The organism is Sphingobacterium rhinopitheci (assembly GCF_022627575.1).
Lineage (GTDB): Bacteria > Bacteroidota > Bacteroidia > Sphingobacteriales > Sphingobacteriaceae > Sphingobacterium > Sphingobacterium rhinopitheci.
The window spans coordinates 1-16,706 of the sequence record NZ_JADEYQ010000030.1; the positions used below are offsets into that span (position 1 = coordinate 1).

Below are 16,706 nucleotides of genomic sequence, written 5' to 3' on the forward strand. Positions count from 1 at the left end.
AAGAAATAATACCATACATGAAAGAAATAATAAGCCGAACCTATATATACATTTTGAAAGTAATCTTGTAGAAATACTACTATACCATTAAATAAACTTAGCAATAAACTAATAATTAAAATAATACATATAAATCTTATGCAAACAGACATTATTAATAATGGTAATGTAGCCTTTATGATATTAGCTACAGTTTTGGTTTTCTTAATGATTCCAGGATTAGCATTTTTTTATGGCGGTTTAGTCCCAAAGAAAAATGCCATAACAATGATGACCTATACATTTATTTCTATAGGTGTTGTAACTGTACTATGGACTTTAGGGGGCTTCTCTATGGTTTTTGGTAGTGATATTAAAGGATTTATTGGCAATCCTGTTGAATATTTTATGCTCCATGGAGTCGATTTTACTATAAATCCCAAATATGGAGAAACCATCCCGTTTTTAATGTTTTTTATGTACCAATTGATGTTTGCCATCATTACTGCGCCATTAATGACAGGAGCAATTGCAAGTAGAATAACCATAGTTGGTTGGATAAAATTTCAAGTTCTGTGGATGATTCTTATCTATTTCCCTGTTGCACATTGGGTTTGGGGAGGTGGATTTTTGAGCAGCATGGGTTTTGTGGATTATGCAGGTGGTACTGTCATACATGCTACAGCAGGATTTAGTGCCTTGATAGGCGTACTTTATTTTGGCAAAAGACTCATCATTCCTAAAAGAGATTACAGCAATATTAACCTCGTTTTATGTGGGGCTGCAATATTAATGTTTGGATGGTTCGGTTTCAATGCCGGTGGTGCCTTAGCAAGTGGAGAAACCGCTGCTATAGCCTTCACCAATACCGGTATAGCAGCAGGTTTTGCCACTATTGTATGGGTAGCAATGAGCTATTCTAAATCAAAGAAATTCTCTATTGTAGAATTAACTACTGGAGCTGTAGCTGGACTAGCAACGATTACGCCGTGCTCAGGATATGTAACCCCACAAGCTGCAGTATTCATCGGTATCATCGCTGCTATAGCATGCTATTGCTGTTTACAGTTTTCACGCAAGATGAACTGGGATGACGCACTTGGTGTATGGGGTGTTCATGGTATGGGTGGAGTAATCGGAAGTATCCTTGTCGGCGTATTTGCGAGTGCTGAGGTAAATGGTATTACTGGAGGCATGCATCAATTATTCATACAGCTTTCTGGAGTACTTATAGTTATTGTATATACTATAATCGTATGCTATATAATATTCAAAATAACAGACCTAACAGGGACCTTACGTGTTTCGGATGCTATTCAAGAAAAAGGACTTGATCAAGCATTTATGGAAGAAGTAGAAGAAATTAAGGATTAGATATAATTTAAATACCAATAAAAAAAAGCTAGTTATGCATTTAACACCGAGAGAAATTGACAAATTAACACTGCTTTCATTAGGCATGATTGCAGAAAGAAGACTGAATAAAGGCTTAAAATTAAACTACCCAGAAGCTGTTGCCTATATCACTTCTTCGGCATTAGAGAGTGCACGTGAAGGCAAAACCGTGGAAGAGGTAATGACGTATGCTTCTACCGTACTAACAAAAGAAGACGTAATGGAAGGCGTAGCAGATATGATTCCATTACTACAAGTAGAAGCCGTATTTACGGATGGCTCTCGCTTAGTAAGTATACACAGTCCCATCAAATAATTAAAATCATTGTCCATGAGTACGAATAAACAAACTAATTCGAATCAGAAGGTTCAAGATTCGAAAACTAACCCTAAAGATATTTCTACATTAATCTCTGATAATTTATATCCAGGCATTGCAGGCTTTACGCCTAGCACAGAAGTTCCCCTTGGCGGTATTATATTGGCAAAAGATCCGATCGAGTATTTTCAAAATAGAACAACCGTAAAAGTAGTAGTTAGAAATACAGGCGATCGTCCAATTCAAGTAGGTTCTCATTTTCACTTCTTTGAAGTAAATCGCTATATGGAATTTGATCGCAAGCTAGCCTTTGGATATCATTTAAATATCCCGGCTACGACGGCTGTGCGCTTCGAACCCGGAGAGCAAAAGGAAATAGAACTCGTTTCTTTTGGTGGCAAACGTCGTGTAATAGGTTTCAATAACTTAGTCGATGGCTATACCGGCGATGAAGATGCGCCTACCTATTTCCCGGCTAGAACTAAAGCATTTAATAGACTTACAGAATTTGGTTTCAAAACAATTAGTGAAGCCGATGCTGAAGCTAATTCCCATTCTAAAAATAAATCCACAGCAAAATAAGCACATATTATGGCTACTATTTCAAGATTAGAGAATAACAATCTTTTTGGACCTACTGTAGGTGATAAAATAAGGTTAGCAAATACAGATCTATATATACAAATAGAAAAAGATCTACGTGTATACGGTGATGAAACTGTATATGGGGGCGGTAAAACATTACGCGATGGTATGGGATTAGCAAATACCATTACTTCAGATGAGGGATCTTTGGATCTTGTCATCACCAATGTCACTATTATTGATGCCATATTGGGTGTTATAAAAGCTGACGTAGGTATTAAAGATGGCCTTATCGCAGGAATCGGAAAAGCAGGGAATCCCAATATTATGGACGGTGTAAGTCCAGATCTAGTAACGGGTGCTTCTACGGACGCAATTTCTGGAGAGCACCTTATCCTTACGGCAGCAGCAATAGATGGTCACGTACATATGATCTCACCACAACAAGCATATGCAGCATTGAGCAACGGTATTACGACATTAGTAGGTGGTGGTATTGGTCCTTCTGATGGCTCCAATGGCACGACAATTACATCAGGAAAATGGAATATGGAGCGTATATTACAATCTGTAGAAGGTCTTCCCGTAAACATAGGGCTCCTTGGGAAAGGAAACTGTTCGGTTGAAAATTCTATCGAAGAACAAATAATTGCAGGTGCTTGTGGTTTGAAGATTCACGAAGATTGGGGCTCTACAGCAGGTGCAATCAAAGCAGCAATGAATGTCGCTGAGCGTATGGATATTCAAGTTGCTATTCACACAGATACACTTAACGAAGCTGGTTATGTGGAAGATACATTAGCGGCTATTGATGGACGTACCATCCATACCTACCATACGGAAGGTGCCGGAGGTGGACATGCACCGGATTTATTAAAGGTTGCTTCTATGCAAAATGTACTTCCCTCTTCGACTAACCCAACATTACCATTTGGTGTCAACTCACAAGCTGAATTATTTGATATGATCATGGTATGTCACAATTTAAATCCTAAAATCCCTTCGGATGTAGCATTTGCTGAAAGTCGTGTGCGCCCAGAAACACAAGCTGCGGAGAATATATTGCATGATTTGGGGGTAATCTCCATGGTGGCTTCGGATTCGCAAGCAATGGGCCGTGTGGGAGAATCCTTCTTACGTACGTTCCAAATGGCTTCATACATGAAAAAAGTACGCGGTAAACTAAAAGAAGATTCTACAGAGAATGACAATTTCCGTGTCTTACGTTATATCGCTAAAGTAACCATCAATCCGGCTATTACATTCGGTATGTCCAAAGAGTTAGGATCTATAGAAAAAGGAAAGTTAGCAGATTTAGTATTATGGGATCCTGCAATGTTTGCAGCAAAGCCAAAGATGGTTATCAAAGGCGGTGTAATCAATTGGTCAGAAATGGGAGATCCGAACGCTTCATTACCTACCCCTCAGCCTATTATCTATCGTCCTATGTTTGGAGCATTTGGTAAAACTATGGCTGAAACGTGTTTAACTTATGTATCCAAAGCAGCTTATGATCTAGATATAAAATCAAAATTAGGTTTAGAACGCATGGTAAGACCAGTAACGAAAACACGTCAATTAGGTAAATCTGATCTAATCTACAATACTGGCACACCAAATATTACGGTAAACTCCGAAACTTTTGAGGTACTGATCGATGGTGTTCCGGCGCATATACCACCAGCAAAAGATTTTTCTTTAGGTCAATTGTATTTCTTTAGTTAACACTAAAGAAATACATCATTATAACGACATTTTCCTACTATAAAACAACTAGTTAAATAAAAATACACAGAATAAACCTATGCATATATATTCAGAAATAATAGGTAATATTTACACCTCACCAGAGTGGTCTGACAAGATAAAGGGACTTGATATTGAAACTATTAACCTGGATCAATGGGCAGCACAAAAAAGTCGCTTTCTAACCAAAGGCGACAAAGGCAATGAGTACCCGATTGCATTAAAACGGAATACGCAAGTATTAAATGGTGATGTCATCTATTATTCTCTAGCAGAAAATAAAGCCGTCATCATCAAAATTGACCTATGTCCTGTATTAGTACTTGATCTAAGTGATATTGCGGATAAAGATCCTGAAACCATGATTCGTATTTCATTGGAATTAGGACATGCAATTGGCAATCAACACTGGCCAGCAGTGGTGAAAAACACCAAAGTATACGTACCACTTACAGTACAAGAAAAAGTGATGACGACCGTGATAGACACACATTCTATCGAAGGGATTTCTTATGAATTTAGAAAAGGACAAGAGATTTTGGAATTTTTGGAACCACAAGAAATTAGAAGGCTCTTTGGTGGTGCTAGCCATGATGTTTTCGCACAAGGACACGGACATATTCCCATTCAGTTGAATACCTACTAATCAAAAGAAAAGAATTTATATGACTAAAGATATTATATCGTTAATGCGCCTAATACAATTTACGGATTCTGCATTTCCAATAGGTACATTTTCCTTTTCAAATGGTTTAGAAACTGCTATTCATGAAAAAATTGTTCATGATGCAGAAACGCTAGAACAATATACGCAATCTATAGCTTTACAAGCAGCTTATAGCGACGGTATTGTTGCTATAAAAGCGTATAATGCAGGATTGCAGAATGATTATGATGCTATTATTGAAGCTGACAACCGATTGATCGAATTTAAGATGAACAATGAATCACGGTTAATGCAAAAGCGCCTAGGTAAGAAAATGACAGAGATGGGGGTTAAAATTTTTGATCACTCCTTGCTCAAAAAATACCTGCAAGATATCAACAGCAACAAGACACCGGGCTCCTTCCCTGTTGCTCAGGGACTTATATTTGCTACTGGAGGAATGTCTGTAGAAGAATTATTTTGTTCGCATCAGTATGGTGTTATCAACATGATTTTGGGTGCTGCCGTACGTATCCTCAGGGTTTCACATTACGACACCCAAAAGATATTATATAAATTATCCGAACAAACTCCTGCATTTTATGAGGATATTAAGGATTTAGGATTTGATGATATGAATTCATTTGTTCCTCAAATCGATATTCTTAGCGCATTGCACGAGAAAGGAAAGATGCGAATGTTTATGAACTAATAAATATAGTATATAGAGATAAAATCATCAATATTAATATTTAAATCAATCTAAAAAACAATATGAATAATATATGTAGAATTGGTGTTGGTGGCCCTGTAGGATCGGGTAAAACGGCACTTATTGAAGCCCTTACGCCACGATTTTTAAAAAAAGGCTTAGAAATAATCATTATCACAAATGATATCGTAACAACCGAAGATGCCAAACATGTAAAAGCTACTCTAAAAGGCATCTTAGCTGAGGATCGAATCGTAGGTGTTGAAACGGGGGCTTGCCCACATACAGCTGTACGTGAAGACCCTTCTATGAATATTGCGGCAGCAGAAGAACTGGAAGAAAAGTTTCCCGAGAGTGATATACTGTTCATTGAATCTGGTGGTGATAATCTGACCTTAACTTTCAGCCCTGCATTAGTGGACTTCTTTATCTATGTAATTGATGTTGCGGCAGGTGATAAAATTCCCCGTAAAAATGGCCCTGGTGTCGCTCAAGCAGACATATTAGTCATCAATAAAACAGATTTAGCACCTTATGTGAATGCAAGCTTAGAAGTGATGGACAGAGATACCAAAACATTACGCGGTGAAAAGCCATTCGTCTTTACAAATTGTATGACTGGTGAAGGATTAGACGAATTAGTAGACTTAATAATTAGAACAGCTTTATTTGATAAAGTAAAATAAATAGATGTATGGTAGATTTTTCCGAAGCAAAAGAAATGGCTCCGTTTTTACAAGAACCTAAAGCAATGTATGTCGGCGCACCAGGCAAAACAGGCTTCCTATTTATGGGGTTCGAATTGGACAAAAAAGGTAAGTCCATCATGCGTAACCTCGACCGTAGAGCACCGCTCATCGTTCAGCAAGAACTTTACTTCGACGCTGAAATGCCGGAGATGCCTTGCGTTTATATTCTTTCCTCAGGAGGACCCAATGTAGATGGCGATCGATATGAACAAAATATAACTGTACGAAAAGATGCCTATGCATTTGTTTCTACTGGTGCTGCCACTAAATTGGCAGAGATGAAATATAATTACTCAGGCTTAAAACAGCATTTTATAGTAGAAGACAATGCATATTTAGAATTTCTTCCTGAACCATTAATACCTTGTCGTAATACCCGCTTTATATCACACACGTTACTTACAGTAGCTCCAACAGCTACTGTATTTTATGCTGAAATATTCATGGGTGGACGCAAGCATTATGATAAGGGTGAGGCTTTTGAATACGATGTTATATCCGTTTGCAGTCAAGGGGAACGCCCTGATGGTGAGCGTTTATATCGCGAAAAATTTATCGTCAGACCCAATCTTCAAACACCAAGGATATTAGGGATAATGGACAAATATGATGTCTTTGCCAATGTTATAGTCATGACGCCACCTGATAAGGCGGAACTTATCTATTCACAAATAATGCCTTATATCGATAATGATCAAAAATTAGCACTAGGTATCACTCATCTACCCAATAATGCGGGTTTATTAGTTAAAGTATTAGGCATGGAACCTGGTCCTGTAAAAAATATTGTCCGGGAATTTTGTTCAACAGTAAGACAAGTAATAAAAGGTAAACCATTACCCAAGGAATTCCCGTGGCGTTAGTTTTCATGAACAAATAAAGTGAGGATCTAATAAGATATTTCCACTTCGGCCCCAGGCTAGTGGCATTATAAGATATAGTTTTTATTAATAGAATGATTTATGAAAGAATCAATACATATTTCCCCTTCTCGGTCAACAGATATCGTTTCTGTTGGCTTTTTAAAAATGTTACTTAGAGGTTCTGGTCAGGTCATGTTTCAAAACAATGTATGGACTGGAGCGTTATTTCTCGTAGGAATTTTTGTAGGCTCATACATGGAAGGACAGTCTCTTGTTGCCTATGGTGCTGTTGTAGGTCTTCTGGTTTCTACATTGACGGGATATTTCTTACCCATTACTGAGGACGATGGTGATGCTGGTCTTTGGGGTTTCAATGGCATACTTGTCGGCTGTGCATTCTTTACTTTTATGGGCAACTCAGCATTTACTTGGCTAGCTTTAATATTGTGTTCGATGACGACTACTTGGGTACGCATAGGATTCAATAACTTATTAGCCCCATTTGGCGTCAATTCATTGACATTCCCTTTTGTATTTATGACCTGGATATTCCTATTCAGTGCACGAGAAATGCAAAACCTACCGGGCAATTTTCTATCTGTCCCTTCGTTAACTGTACATCTCGTGCCATACAATGAGTTGAGCATTGTAGATCTCCTCAAATATTGGATGCAGGGTATATCACAGGTATTTTTAATAAATTCATGGATAACGGGGTTAATATTTGTAATTGCTTTATTCATCTCAAATAAGTGGGCTGGCATATGGGCTTTGATAGCCTCAGCTATCGCTTTAGCCTTTGCAATAGCCTTCAAGACATCGGAAACTTCTGTCGCTGATGGTTTATATGGATTTAGTGCTACGCTGACAGGTATTGCTATAGGGATGACTTTTTACCAACCTAACTGGAAATCTGCCATTTGGGCTGTCATCGCCATTATTATCACGGTTTTTATCCAAGCAGGGATGAATGCGCTATTGCTACCCTATGGTATCCCATCCCTAACAGCACCATTTTGTATAGCTACATGGCTATTTCTTCTACCACAATTTAAATTTACTACTGACAATTAGTATAGCTAATAATAATACTTTAAATAGAAAACTATGAATAATAGCAGTGTTGATATGGATACAATGCCTTTGACATGGCGACATGTCAAAGTATTTATAATATCTTCACTAGGGCAATTTCTAGGCTCTGGACTAGCAACACTAATCGGTGTCATAATACCGATGATACAAATAGTTGCGCGTAATGAGCTTACTTCTTTAGAACAAGGCTTTGTATCCTGCATGAGTTTACTCGGTATTATGGTAGGATCTTCTGTTTTTGGGAGCTTGAGTGATCAACATGGCTACCTCAAATTATTTAGACTTTGTCCTGCTCTGATCTTCGTAGCATCACTATTCGCTTACTTTACCGATAATACTATTGGATTAGCGATAGCATTATTTGTGATGGGTCTAGGTATTGGTGGCGAATACAGCATAGGATCAGATTACATATCCCAAATAATGCCTAAGCGATGGAAGTTGGTCCTTGTGGGGGCCTCCAAGGCTACCGCAGCATTGGGTAGTATTATGGTGGCAATTCTAAGTTATTTTTTACTTATGAAATGGGGCAATGCACAGGATTGGCCCAAGCTAATGCTTATTATTACGGTATGTTCATTTTTGATGTTATTATTACGAATCCGCTTCGCACAAAGTCCAGGCTGGTTGATAGCACAAGGCAGAATTCAAGAGGCAGAAAAGGCCGTAAAATTCTTTCTTGGCAATAATGTAACCTTAGGTTCTCTAAAAAACAAACCAGCAGAAGCCCCAATCAAGGAGGTTACCATAAAAGAATTTTTTCTTGATGGCAATAAAAAGAAAATTATTTTTAGTGGCATCCCATGGGCATGTGAAGGTCTTGGTGTATATGGGATAGGTATATTCTTGCCCATATTAGTGATATCATTAGGTTTAGAAAGTTCTTCGACAAACTCTTTTGAACAGATAATAAATTCTATCGAGATCACCACCTATATTAATATCTTTATATTAATAGGTTTTATCATCGGCCTGCTGATTGTAAATCGCTTCTACCATGTAAAAACCCAAATGTATGGTTTCTTTCTAGCTGCCTTAGGATTGATTATATTATTGGTAGGCTTCCTGTTGAAACTGCCAAATTGGGTATCTATAATAGGATTCTTAGTTTTTGAAATCTGTTTGAATGCAGGTCCTCACTTATTGACTTTCATTATACCTCAAGAAATTTACCCCATCGAAGACAGAGGAACAGGTGATGGATTAGCGGCATCTATTGGCAAGATGGGTGGTGTGATAGGTGTATTCTTTATACCATTGTTATTATCTTGGGGCGGAGCAACACTGGTATTAGTCGTTTCTATTATAGTGATGCTCATAGGAGGTTTGGTTACATATATTTATGGAAAAGAGGTTTTACCTGACAATAGGTCAAAACAATAGGTATCAATAGTACGACTAAACCTGCTCTCCAAATGGCAAAATAAAGGATTTACCATTCTTTTCAACTTCTACAAAGCTCATATTATATACCGCTTCTAATAATTCAATATCTGGAATAGATGGATTTACGGCTGTATGTATGTGACCATCATGTAAATAATAAAAATGATCCGCATACTGAAATGCTAAGGTTGGATTATGCATAATCGCAATTACTGTAAACCCATTTATAGCATATTTCTTGAGCTTTTCCATTAAATAATGCTGGTAATAGACATCCAAATGATTGGTTGGCTCATCCAAAAGAAGAATTTTTGGCCCTTGCATCAAAAGGCGTCCTATCATCACGATTTGTTGTTCACCACCGGACAATAAATTTATCGCCTTATCTTTCAAATGTGTAATAGAAAGGTCTTCCATGATTACTTGGGCAAGCGCTCTATCGGATTCTTTAATAGAAAATCCCGAAAAAGCAGTGCGCCCTGTCAATAGGACATCTTCTACGGTAAAGGAGAAAACAGATTGGTTAAACTGGGGCAAGAATCCAATTAAAGGCGCGCGTGCCCTGAAGTCAATGGTCGTCATATCTTTACCAAAGAGTGCTATTTCACCTGTATAGTTTTTTAGCAGACCAGCTACAATTTTAAATAATGTAGATTTACCTCCCCCATTAATTCCTAAAAGCACAGAAAATTTATCTGCACAAAACGATACTTCTAATTTTTTTAGAACCTTCTTTTCTCCGTAATCAAATTCCAGATTCCGTATTTCTATAGCATTAGTTTTCAATTCCAATTAATTTTATTTTTCTTCAATAAAAACACAAAAAAACCGCCACCCAAAATTGTTGTAAATACCCCAATTGGTATTTCAAACACAAATAAAGTACGCGATAAACTATCAATAATAAGTAAGAAAGTTCCGCCTAAGACTATATTACCTGGTATGGATTTACTATTATCTGCGCCAAGCAACATCCTAACAATATGTGGCAGAAACAAGCCATAAAAGCTTATAATACCTGCTACTGCTACCGTAGTAGTTGTCATCAAAGTAGCACAAGTAATAAGAACAATTTTGTCTGGCAATGGATTTACACCGACTGCATGTGTTGCATCATCTCCTAAGGCCAATAGATTAAGCCTCCATCGGTATAAAAATGAACAGCATACCGTAAGTGTGATCGGTAAAACCGCCTGTTTTACTTCTGCCCATGAAGCAGAATGCAAATTACCCATTGTCCATTGTATTATCGTCTGCAACTTATACGGATTACTGATATATTGAACCATAGTCAACAAAGCGATAAAGACTCCAGATACAATCATACCAGATAATATAACGGTAATGGTAGATAATTGCTTGTTAGAACTAGCGATGACATACGTTATTACAACAGCAATAATTCCGCCTACAAAGGCATAAATATTAACAAAACTAAGGGAATATAGAATTGCTAAGGAAGCACCAAATGCAGCTCCTGAAGATATCCCCAGTATATAAGAGTCTACCAACGGGTTACGAAATATCCCCTGCAGTACAGCCCCTGACACTGATAAAGCTGCTCCCACCATAAAAGTTAGTAGAATCCGTGGAAGACGGATATTCCACAGTACATTGGAATATATATCAAACGATAAAAGCTCTTGTTTTGTTAATACCTCTCCTATATTATGTTTGTAGAAAAGTCCTAAATAATCCATTACATCAATGTATTTTGAGGTGCCAATAAACAGCGATATCAAAAATACCGGCAATGGTAATCCATAACAAATTAAGCGTGAAATATAAGGTTTCAAATTAAATATAATGTTAAGGTTTAACAGCACTTACTTCAAAAAGTGATGAATCTTGAGCATCTAAATGCAAAATATTATTTTGCGCCTGCAAATCAAAACTCACATCTTTAAACCCAATACCTGTCAACATATTAACGTCCGCTATCGGACGTTTTACTTTACTTATTGACAATTGTGATTTGATGGTATTTGCTTCTTCCATGATGTCCGCAGGATATCGCTCATGACCATCTTGTGAAAAAGTAATATCCCCAAAATCACCATCAAAATTCAATAGCAATCCACCAGATTTCAGCACGTTGAATGTCGATCGATAAAATCGAGATGGATCCGGCAAGGACCATGTCATCAAACGTGTGAATACAAGATCAAATGTATCATTGGCAAATTCCAATTGCTGCGCATCCATTACATAATATGTAACAGCTAATTCTAGCTGTTGTGAAACTCTTTTGGCTTCAGTAATCATAGCAGGAGAATAATCTACTGCTGTAACTTCATATCCTGCTAAAGTCAATATATTAGCAAAATATCCAGATGCAGTCCCTACTTCAAGCGCTTTATTGCCATTAAGTTTTGGTAATAAAGATTTAAAAAATTCCATCCAATATTCTGTTTCTTGCTTCTCCCAAGCTTCTTGCTTTTCTTCGGCCCAAATTACAGCTTGTCTGTCCCAATATTTGGCTATTTCTCCTGTTGTTATCATAGGTTTTTATATTTCAATAATTCGTTTCCTACTTTATCACCATACAATGTTGTAATAATCTCATTGATTTCATCGTCCACATTGACTGTTATGTCTGGATAGGCCCAACCATTGATAGCTGCCGCTACACACAGAGCTTTGAAAGTATGTGGATTGTAATAAAACATAGGTATAAGATTGAATATTTGTTTCGACTGGATTGCTTTAACACTGGCTAATTCCTTTTTATTATAAAAAAGATCAGGGCTATCATTCCACATAACAATCATATCAGGGTTCCAATCAATCAAAGTTTCAGGGTTGATATTTGGTTTATCAATATCTGTAGGGCATACATTGTCAACGCCCGCTAATACTAAGCAATCATTCATCATACTATTGCGTCCAGCAGTAGAAAATATACGCCCATTTGCCCAGCTAAAGTAAGCGTTTTTTGTTGGCGCTTTAGCTTTATGATTATTTGATCTGGCTTGTAACTGTTCCGTCTTGTCCATGGCATAATTGATCAATTGTTGGCCACGGTCATTCTTGCCTAAGAGCACAGCGATATCTTCCATCTCCTTCATCAGGTGATCATATGATTCCGAAGTGGATAGGTATACTGCAGTCCCCATACTATTTAAGGTCTTAATCACATTTGGTGATAGGTTTTGAGCGATTATTAGATCTGGCTTCAATGCCATTGCACTTTCTATATTGAGCATATCGTTACTGCCAGGTGTAGCCAACTCTTTATTCGCAATACGCGAATCAATATGTTTATAATAATCATAAAGCTCTTTATCATAATACGTCTCCATATTAATACCCACCAATTTGTCTTGAGCCCACAACATATAAATAATATCAATAGCGGGGTCAAACAAACACACAACGCGTTGTGCAGCACTGTCTAGCCTTACATTATTACCTTGAGTATCTATAATTTCAATCACTTGGTCTTGACTACTCCAACTTTCGTCCTGTGCCTTTGGCCTTTGATTACAACTATATAAACTTATTATAAGACATAAAAAACTAACAACTATTCTCATCACTAAAAAATTAAATATTTAATGTCAAAGACAAACGGTAATTAATTGGTGTCAATTGTACCCAATAGTACATATCATTTCTTTTCCAGGCCGTGGAATATTGATGACTATTCAAAATATTATTAACCACTAGATGGAGGCCTACTTTATTTTTAACATAAGAAATACCCGAATCCATTCTAAACAGATCTTTCATCGGTGCCGCATCTTCGGATGTAAATCGCTCTGATCGACCTGCCATATATTGATAACCTAGGGATACCGAAATATCAGATAATGTTTTCCCGGGTAAAATATAGGTCAACCAAGTATTCTGAATATGTTTAATCCTATTTGGCGTTGGCTTACCGACCATCTGTGGATTGAATTCATCTTTAGTAATTTTGGAATCAGTATAAGCATAATTTACAACAACATTAAATCCTTGCGCTATGCGTCCACGTAAATCAAATTCAACACCTTTAGCCCTATTCTCTCCTGTTTGGTAAAGATCATTATTAGCAGGATCATTGATTACTGTATTCGAACGGTTGATTTCGTATACAGATAATGTCGTTGCAAAGCTTTCATTCCATTCGTTCTTTAATCCTAACTCATAGCTTTTTCCTTTTACAGGTTTTAATTCGTTCCCATCAAATGTTTTACCAGTCAATGGAAGAAATGAATTATCATACAATGCATATACGGTAGCTCGCTTTGCATATAGATAGTTAACACCTAACCGTGGACTGAGCACAAAGTCTGAACCGTTTGTCATGTCTCCATATTGATTGAAATCGGATTTGGAATAAGTCATTCTCAAACCTGCATTGATGCGCAATTTGTCAGATAATAAGGCAATCTCATCTGCTACATAAGGTGAAATATAATACAAATGTCCCTTCGTTAGATTGTCTTCCCCATTAATCTCATTTTCCGAACCGAAATCACCACCTACAGCATTGTTATTAAGGACGTTGGAATAAATAGGATTAGATATGCTTAATGGATAGATAGTAGATGCGGTATTCCAAGTGTCTTGAGTTTTATTTGTTTTATTATTATAATCTACTCCCGTAATAATACTATGCTTGACACTTCCTGTATAAAACTGACCACGTACAAATCCTTGTAGCGAAAATGTATTATATTTCATTGCGTCATAAACATAATAACGATCTAAAATATCTGGGTTACTAGTATTTTTACCGTAAACCCAATACATAGAGCCTACAGAAGCACTATTGATATTGGCGACTTGAACTGTCATATTCCAATTCTGATTAAATGCTTTTTTGAAATTTAAAAAAGCATTATGCTCATTTGCACGATACGGACGTGTGCTTGGGTCAGTAATGGTAAAATCTATTGGTAAAGTACCGAAGCCATATGGAGACATCTGTGCCTCACTAAGCATTAAATAAGTGAGATTTTGATAAATATATTCAGCTGTCAAAGACGTGTTTTCATCAAAATTATATTTCAAAGATGGCGCTATTACAATACGGCTATTATCATCAAACTTCATGAATCCTTTTTTATGCATGCCTGACAAATTAAGACGATAAAAAAGTTTTTTTGACTTATCATAACCACCTTCAATATCTGCTTCTGCACGAAGCATTCCAAAAGAACCTTGATGTATCGTAAACATACTTTGTGTCGCTCCGCTAGGTTTTTTGGTGACTACATTATAGGATCCTGCAGGATCTCCCAAAGCATTCATAAATGCCGCCGGTCCCTTCATGAATTCTAAGCTTTCAATTACAGAAATATCATCTCCCAGTGGTCCTTTTAAAAGAGGACGTAAATCAACCCCATTACGCTGCGCATTGATATATCCACCACGCGCAAAAATATCAGATGAAATACCATTATGTAGTTCTTCTCTAAAAGTACCGCTTACATTTCGGGTTACACTTTCATTCACATTGAAAGCCCGCTGATCCTTCAATACGCCTTGATCAATAATTTGTATGTTTTGAGTAGCTCTTAATATATCTTTTGAGATACGTAAATTATCGGATATTTCGTTTGTATAATATTTTCGAGGGAGCATATTACTTATGTTCACTTGATCAATAAATACAGAATTTAAGCTATCTTTTTGGGCTACTATTTCTTGAGCTACAGCTGACTCATGGAGAGTTAAGGACATTATACCTATCACTCCGATTTTCTTTATCATAAAAGTTCATACAAGTCTACTATATTAAACGTATACTTTTAGTATTTGTTTTTATCGAAATAAAATAAATTAAAGTATTTATAGTAAAAAAAATGAGGCTACTGTAGTAGAACAAAATAAACTTAACTAAAGTTATGGCAGCGCAATTATATGCTTATATAATTATGCTAATTTATAAAAAATGCTATTGTTTAAGAAAATTCTTTGATTTATGGTAAGGAACAAAATATAAGCTAATTCACGTCAATAATAACTTTCATGATGTCTTTGGAATTTACATCAATAAACTCATACGCTTTTTGATAATCAATAAAATCAAAACGATGTGTAATAAGTGGGTCGAGAACTAATTTATTGTGACACAAAAATGAAATCGCTTCCTTATAATCTTCATCTTTATACATCATACTTCCTTTTATGGTTAGCTCATGCTCACATACAAAACCCATATTTAAATTTGGGTGTTCTTCATATACACCTACTATAATCACTTCACCACCTTTTTCAATATTATTCACCAAATTATCTAGCGCGGCATTTACTCCTACAGCTTCTATGCCTACTTGGAAACCTACAGTGCCAAAAATACGTAAGATTCCAGCCTCAAAACCCTCTGTAGCCAAATTTATAGTATTCGCGATACCCACTTCTTTAGCCTTTTCCAATCGAAAAGCATTGAAATCTGTAATTACAACTGATCTTGCCCCCCTAATAAGTGCAAATTGTGCTATTAAATTACCTATGGGTCCAGCTCCCATTACGACAATATTTTTATCTACAATATTTTCAATTTTTGCTGTAGCATGCGCTCCGACAGCGGCAGGTTCAATAAGTGCGATATGATCTAATGATATTTCTTTGGGTATCCGATAAGCACGGTCAGCATCTACCGCAAATAAATCTTGAGCAACACCTGGTGCCTGAAAACCTTCCACCTTCAGGTTCGTACAGACATTATAATTACCTTTTCTGCAAGGCCCACATTGACTACATGTTAACTGTGGTCGTGCGGTAACATAATCACCTACAGCAAAATCTTTTACCTGCTTTCCTACTTTCATTACTACAGCACTATATTCATGCCCCTGAACGACTGGAAAGGGTGTAAAAGGGTGCTTGCCATGATAAACATGTATATCTGAACCACAGACGCCAATTTTTTTAATATTTAATAAAATCTGGTTATCCTTGATATCTACTAAATCTTCCACGTTGGCTACTATAATCTTGCCTGGGCTTACCATCACTGCTTGTTTCATAATAATTGGTTCTATATAATTATAGCATTAAATCTAAAAGAGGATTTGCATCTAAAATGTCGATAACACGGGATATCAATACTATTTGTACTGCACAATAAGTATGCTCTTAAAGATTATAAGTATTTATATAAGTTTATAATAAATTTGATTATTTGGTTTATCAAAAGTATTTAAACGATTAAATAATTCAAAATCAAATTTATAGATATTAAGCCATTTTAATATTTAATAAATATTCTACTAAAGTAAATAGGTATAAAGATGAA

General features: G+C 36.5%; 16 protein-coding genes. 10 read left to right on the forward strand and 6 right to left on the reverse strand.

Annotated features, from left to right (window positions below):
- The first annotated feature begins 138 nt into the window (after window positions 1–138).
- The 10 genes from IP023_RS14840 to IP023_RS14885 all read left to right on the forward strand — a co-directional run bounded on the left by IP023_RS14840 (window position 139) and on the right by IP023_RS14885 (window position 9,472).
- Window positions 139–1,353: an ammonium transporter gene (locus IP023_RS14840; RefSeq protein WP_241791198.1), complete on the forward strand. Its 1,215-nt coding sequence runs from the start codon at window positions 139–141 to the stop codon at window positions 1,351–1,353.
- Between the two features lie 34 nt (window positions 1,354–1,387).
- A complete protein-coding gene (locus IP023_RS14845) occupies window positions 1,388–1,690 on the forward strand; it encodes an urease subunit gamma (RefSeq protein WP_241791199.1) in 303 nt (100 codons plus the stop codon).
- Between the two features lie 15 nt (window positions 1,691–1,705).
- On the forward strand, window positions 1,706–2,275 hold the full coding sequence (locus tag IP023_RS16020; protein ID WP_449618993.1) for an urease subunit beta: 570 nt from the start codon (window positions 1,706–1,708) through the stop codon (window positions 2,273–2,275).
- A gap of 9 nt (window positions 2,276–2,284) precedes the next feature.
- Entirely contained in the window at window positions 2,285–4,003 is a 1,719-nt protein-coding gene (locus IP023_RS14855) for an urease subunit alpha (protein ID WP_241791200.1), read from the forward strand.
- 79 nt (window positions 4,004–4,082) lie between these two features.
- Complete coding sequence (locus tag IP023_RS14860) at window positions 4,083–4,670, forward strand: urease accessory protein UreE (RefSeq protein WP_241791201.1); 588 nt, start codon at window positions 4,083–4,085, stop codon at window positions 4,668–4,670.
- A 19-nt stretch (window positions 4,671–4,689) separates the two neighbouring features.
- The gene (locus tag IP023_RS14865; RefSeq protein ID WP_241791202.1) at window positions 4,690–5,382 is read left to right on the forward strand and encodes an urease accessory protein UreF; all 693 of its coding nucleotides are present in this window, start codon (window positions 4,690–4,692) and stop codon (window positions 5,380–5,382) included.
- 62 nt (window positions 5,383–5,444) lie between these two features.
- Window positions 5,445–6,068, forward strand: coding sequence for an urease accessory protein UreG (ureG, locus tag IP023_RS14870; protein WP_241791203.1), 624 nt, complete (start codon window positions 5,445–5,447; stop codon window positions 6,066–6,068).
- Window positions 6,069–6,076: 8 nt separating this feature from the next.
- Complete coding sequence (locus tag IP023_RS14875; protein ID WP_241791204.1) at window positions 6,077–6,994, forward strand: urease accessory protein UreD; 918 nt, start codon at window positions 6,077–6,079, stop codon at window positions 6,992–6,994.
- A 99-nt stretch (window positions 6,995–7,093) separates the two neighbouring features.
- Window positions 7,094–8,068, forward strand: a complete 975-nt coding sequence (locus IP023_RS14880) for an urea transporter (protein ID WP_241791205.1) — start codon at window positions 7,094–7,096, stop codon at window positions 8,066–8,068.
- Window positions 8,069–8,101: 33 nt separating this feature from the next.
- A complete protein-coding gene (locus tag IP023_RS14885; protein WP_241791206.1) occupies window positions 8,102–9,472 on the forward strand; it encodes an MFS transporter in 1,371 nt (456 codons plus the stop codon).
- A 15-nt stretch (window positions 9,473–9,487) separates the two neighbouring features.
- Here the strand turns inward: IP023_RS14885 and IP023_RS14890 are convergent, their stop codons facing one another.
- The 6 genes from IP023_RS14890 to IP023_RS14915 form a co-directional block, all read right to left on the reverse strand.
- A complete protein-coding gene (locus IP023_RS14890; protein WP_241791207.1) occupies window positions 9,488–10,267 on the reverse strand; it encodes an ABC transporter ATP-binding protein in 780 nt (259 codons plus the stop codon).
- A complete protein-coding gene (locus IP023_RS14895) occupies window positions 10,258–11,271 on the reverse strand; it encodes a FecCD family ABC transporter permease (protein ID WP_241791208.1) in 1,014 nt (337 codons plus the stop codon). Before IP023_RS14895 ends, IP023_RS14890 begins: the two co-directional genes overlap by 10 nt.
- Before the next feature lie 13 nt (window positions 11,272–11,284).
- On the reverse strand, window positions 11,285–11,977 hold the full coding sequence (locus IP023_RS14900; protein WP_241791209.1) for a class I SAM-dependent methyltransferase: 693 nt from the start codon (window positions 11,975–11,977) through the stop codon (window positions 11,285–11,287).
- Window positions 11,974–13,011 carry an ABC transporter substrate-binding protein gene (locus IP023_RS14905; RefSeq protein ID WP_241791210.1) on the reverse strand — a complete coding sequence of 346 codons (1,038 nt, stop codon included), beginning with the start codon at window positions 13,009–13,011 and terminating at the stop codon, window positions 11,974–11,976. Before IP023_RS14905 ends, IP023_RS14900 begins: the two co-directional genes overlap by 4 nt.
- A gap of 10 nt (window positions 13,012–13,021) precedes the next feature.
- Window positions 13,022–15,178, reverse strand: coding sequence for a TonB-dependent siderophore receptor (locus tag IP023_RS14910; protein ID WP_241791211.1), 2,157 nt, complete (start codon window positions 15,176–15,178; stop codon window positions 13,022–13,024).
- Window positions 15,179–15,411: 233 nt separating this feature from the next.
- Window positions 15,412–16,437: a zinc-dependent alcohol dehydrogenase gene (locus tag IP023_RS14915; RefSeq protein WP_241791212.1), complete on the reverse strand. Its 1,026-nt coding sequence runs from the start codon at window positions 16,435–16,437 to the stop codon at window positions 15,412–15,414.
- Window positions 16,438–16,706: the final 269 nt, after the last annotated feature.

Coding starts and splice junctions, on each gene's coding strand:
- IP023_RS14880 (WP_241791205.1), top strand. CDS start 7,094: ATGAAAGAATCAATACATATTTCCCCTTCTCGGTCAACAGATATCGTT.
- IP023_RS14875 (WP_241791204.1), top strand. CDS start 6,077: ATGGTAGATTTTTCCGAAGCAAAAGAAATGGCTCCGTTTTTACAAGAA.
- IP023_RS14840 (WP_241791198.1), top strand. CDS start 139: ATGCAAACAGACATTATTAATAATGGTAATGTAGCCTTTATGATATTA.
- IP023_RS14915 (WP_241791212.1), bottom strand. CDS start 16,437: ATGAAACAAGCAGTGATGGTAAGCCCAGGCAAGATTATAGTAGCCAAC.
- IP023_RS14855 (WP_241791200.1), top strand. CDS start 2,285: ATGGCTACTATTTCAAGATTAGAGAATAACAATCTTTTTGGACCTACT.
- IP023_RS14910 (WP_241791211.1), bottom strand. CDS start 15,178: ATGATAAAGAAAATCGGAGTGATAGGTATAATGTCCTTAACTCTCCAT.
- IP023_RS14900 (WP_241791209.1), bottom strand. CDS start 11,977: ATGATAACAACAGGAGAAATAGCCAAATATTGGGACAGACAAGCTGTA.
- IP023_RS14905 (WP_241791210.1), bottom strand. CDS start 13,011: ATGAGAATAGTTGTTAGTTTTTTATGTCTTATAATAAGTTTATATAGT.
- ureG (WP_241791203.1), top strand. CDS start 5,445: ATGAATAATATATGTAGAATTGGTGTTGGTGGCCCTGTAGGATCGGGT.
- IP023_RS14860 (WP_241791201.1), top strand. CDS start 4,083: ATGCATATATATTCAGAAATAATAGGTAATATTTACACCTCACCAGAG.
- IP023_RS16020 (WP_449618993.1), top strand. CDS start 1,706: ATGAGTACGAATAAACAAACTAATTCGAATCAGAAGGTTCAAGATTCG.
- IP023_RS14865 (WP_241791202.1), top strand. CDS start 4,690: ATGACTAAAGATATTATATCGTTAATGCGCCTAATACAATTTACGGAT.
- IP023_RS14845 (WP_241791199.1), top strand. CDS start 1,388: ATGCATTTAACACCGAGAGAAATTGACAAATTAACACTGCTTTCATTA.
- IP023_RS14885 (WP_241791206.1), top strand. CDS start 8,102: ATGAATAATAGCAGTGTTGATATGGATACAATGCCTTTGACATGGCGA.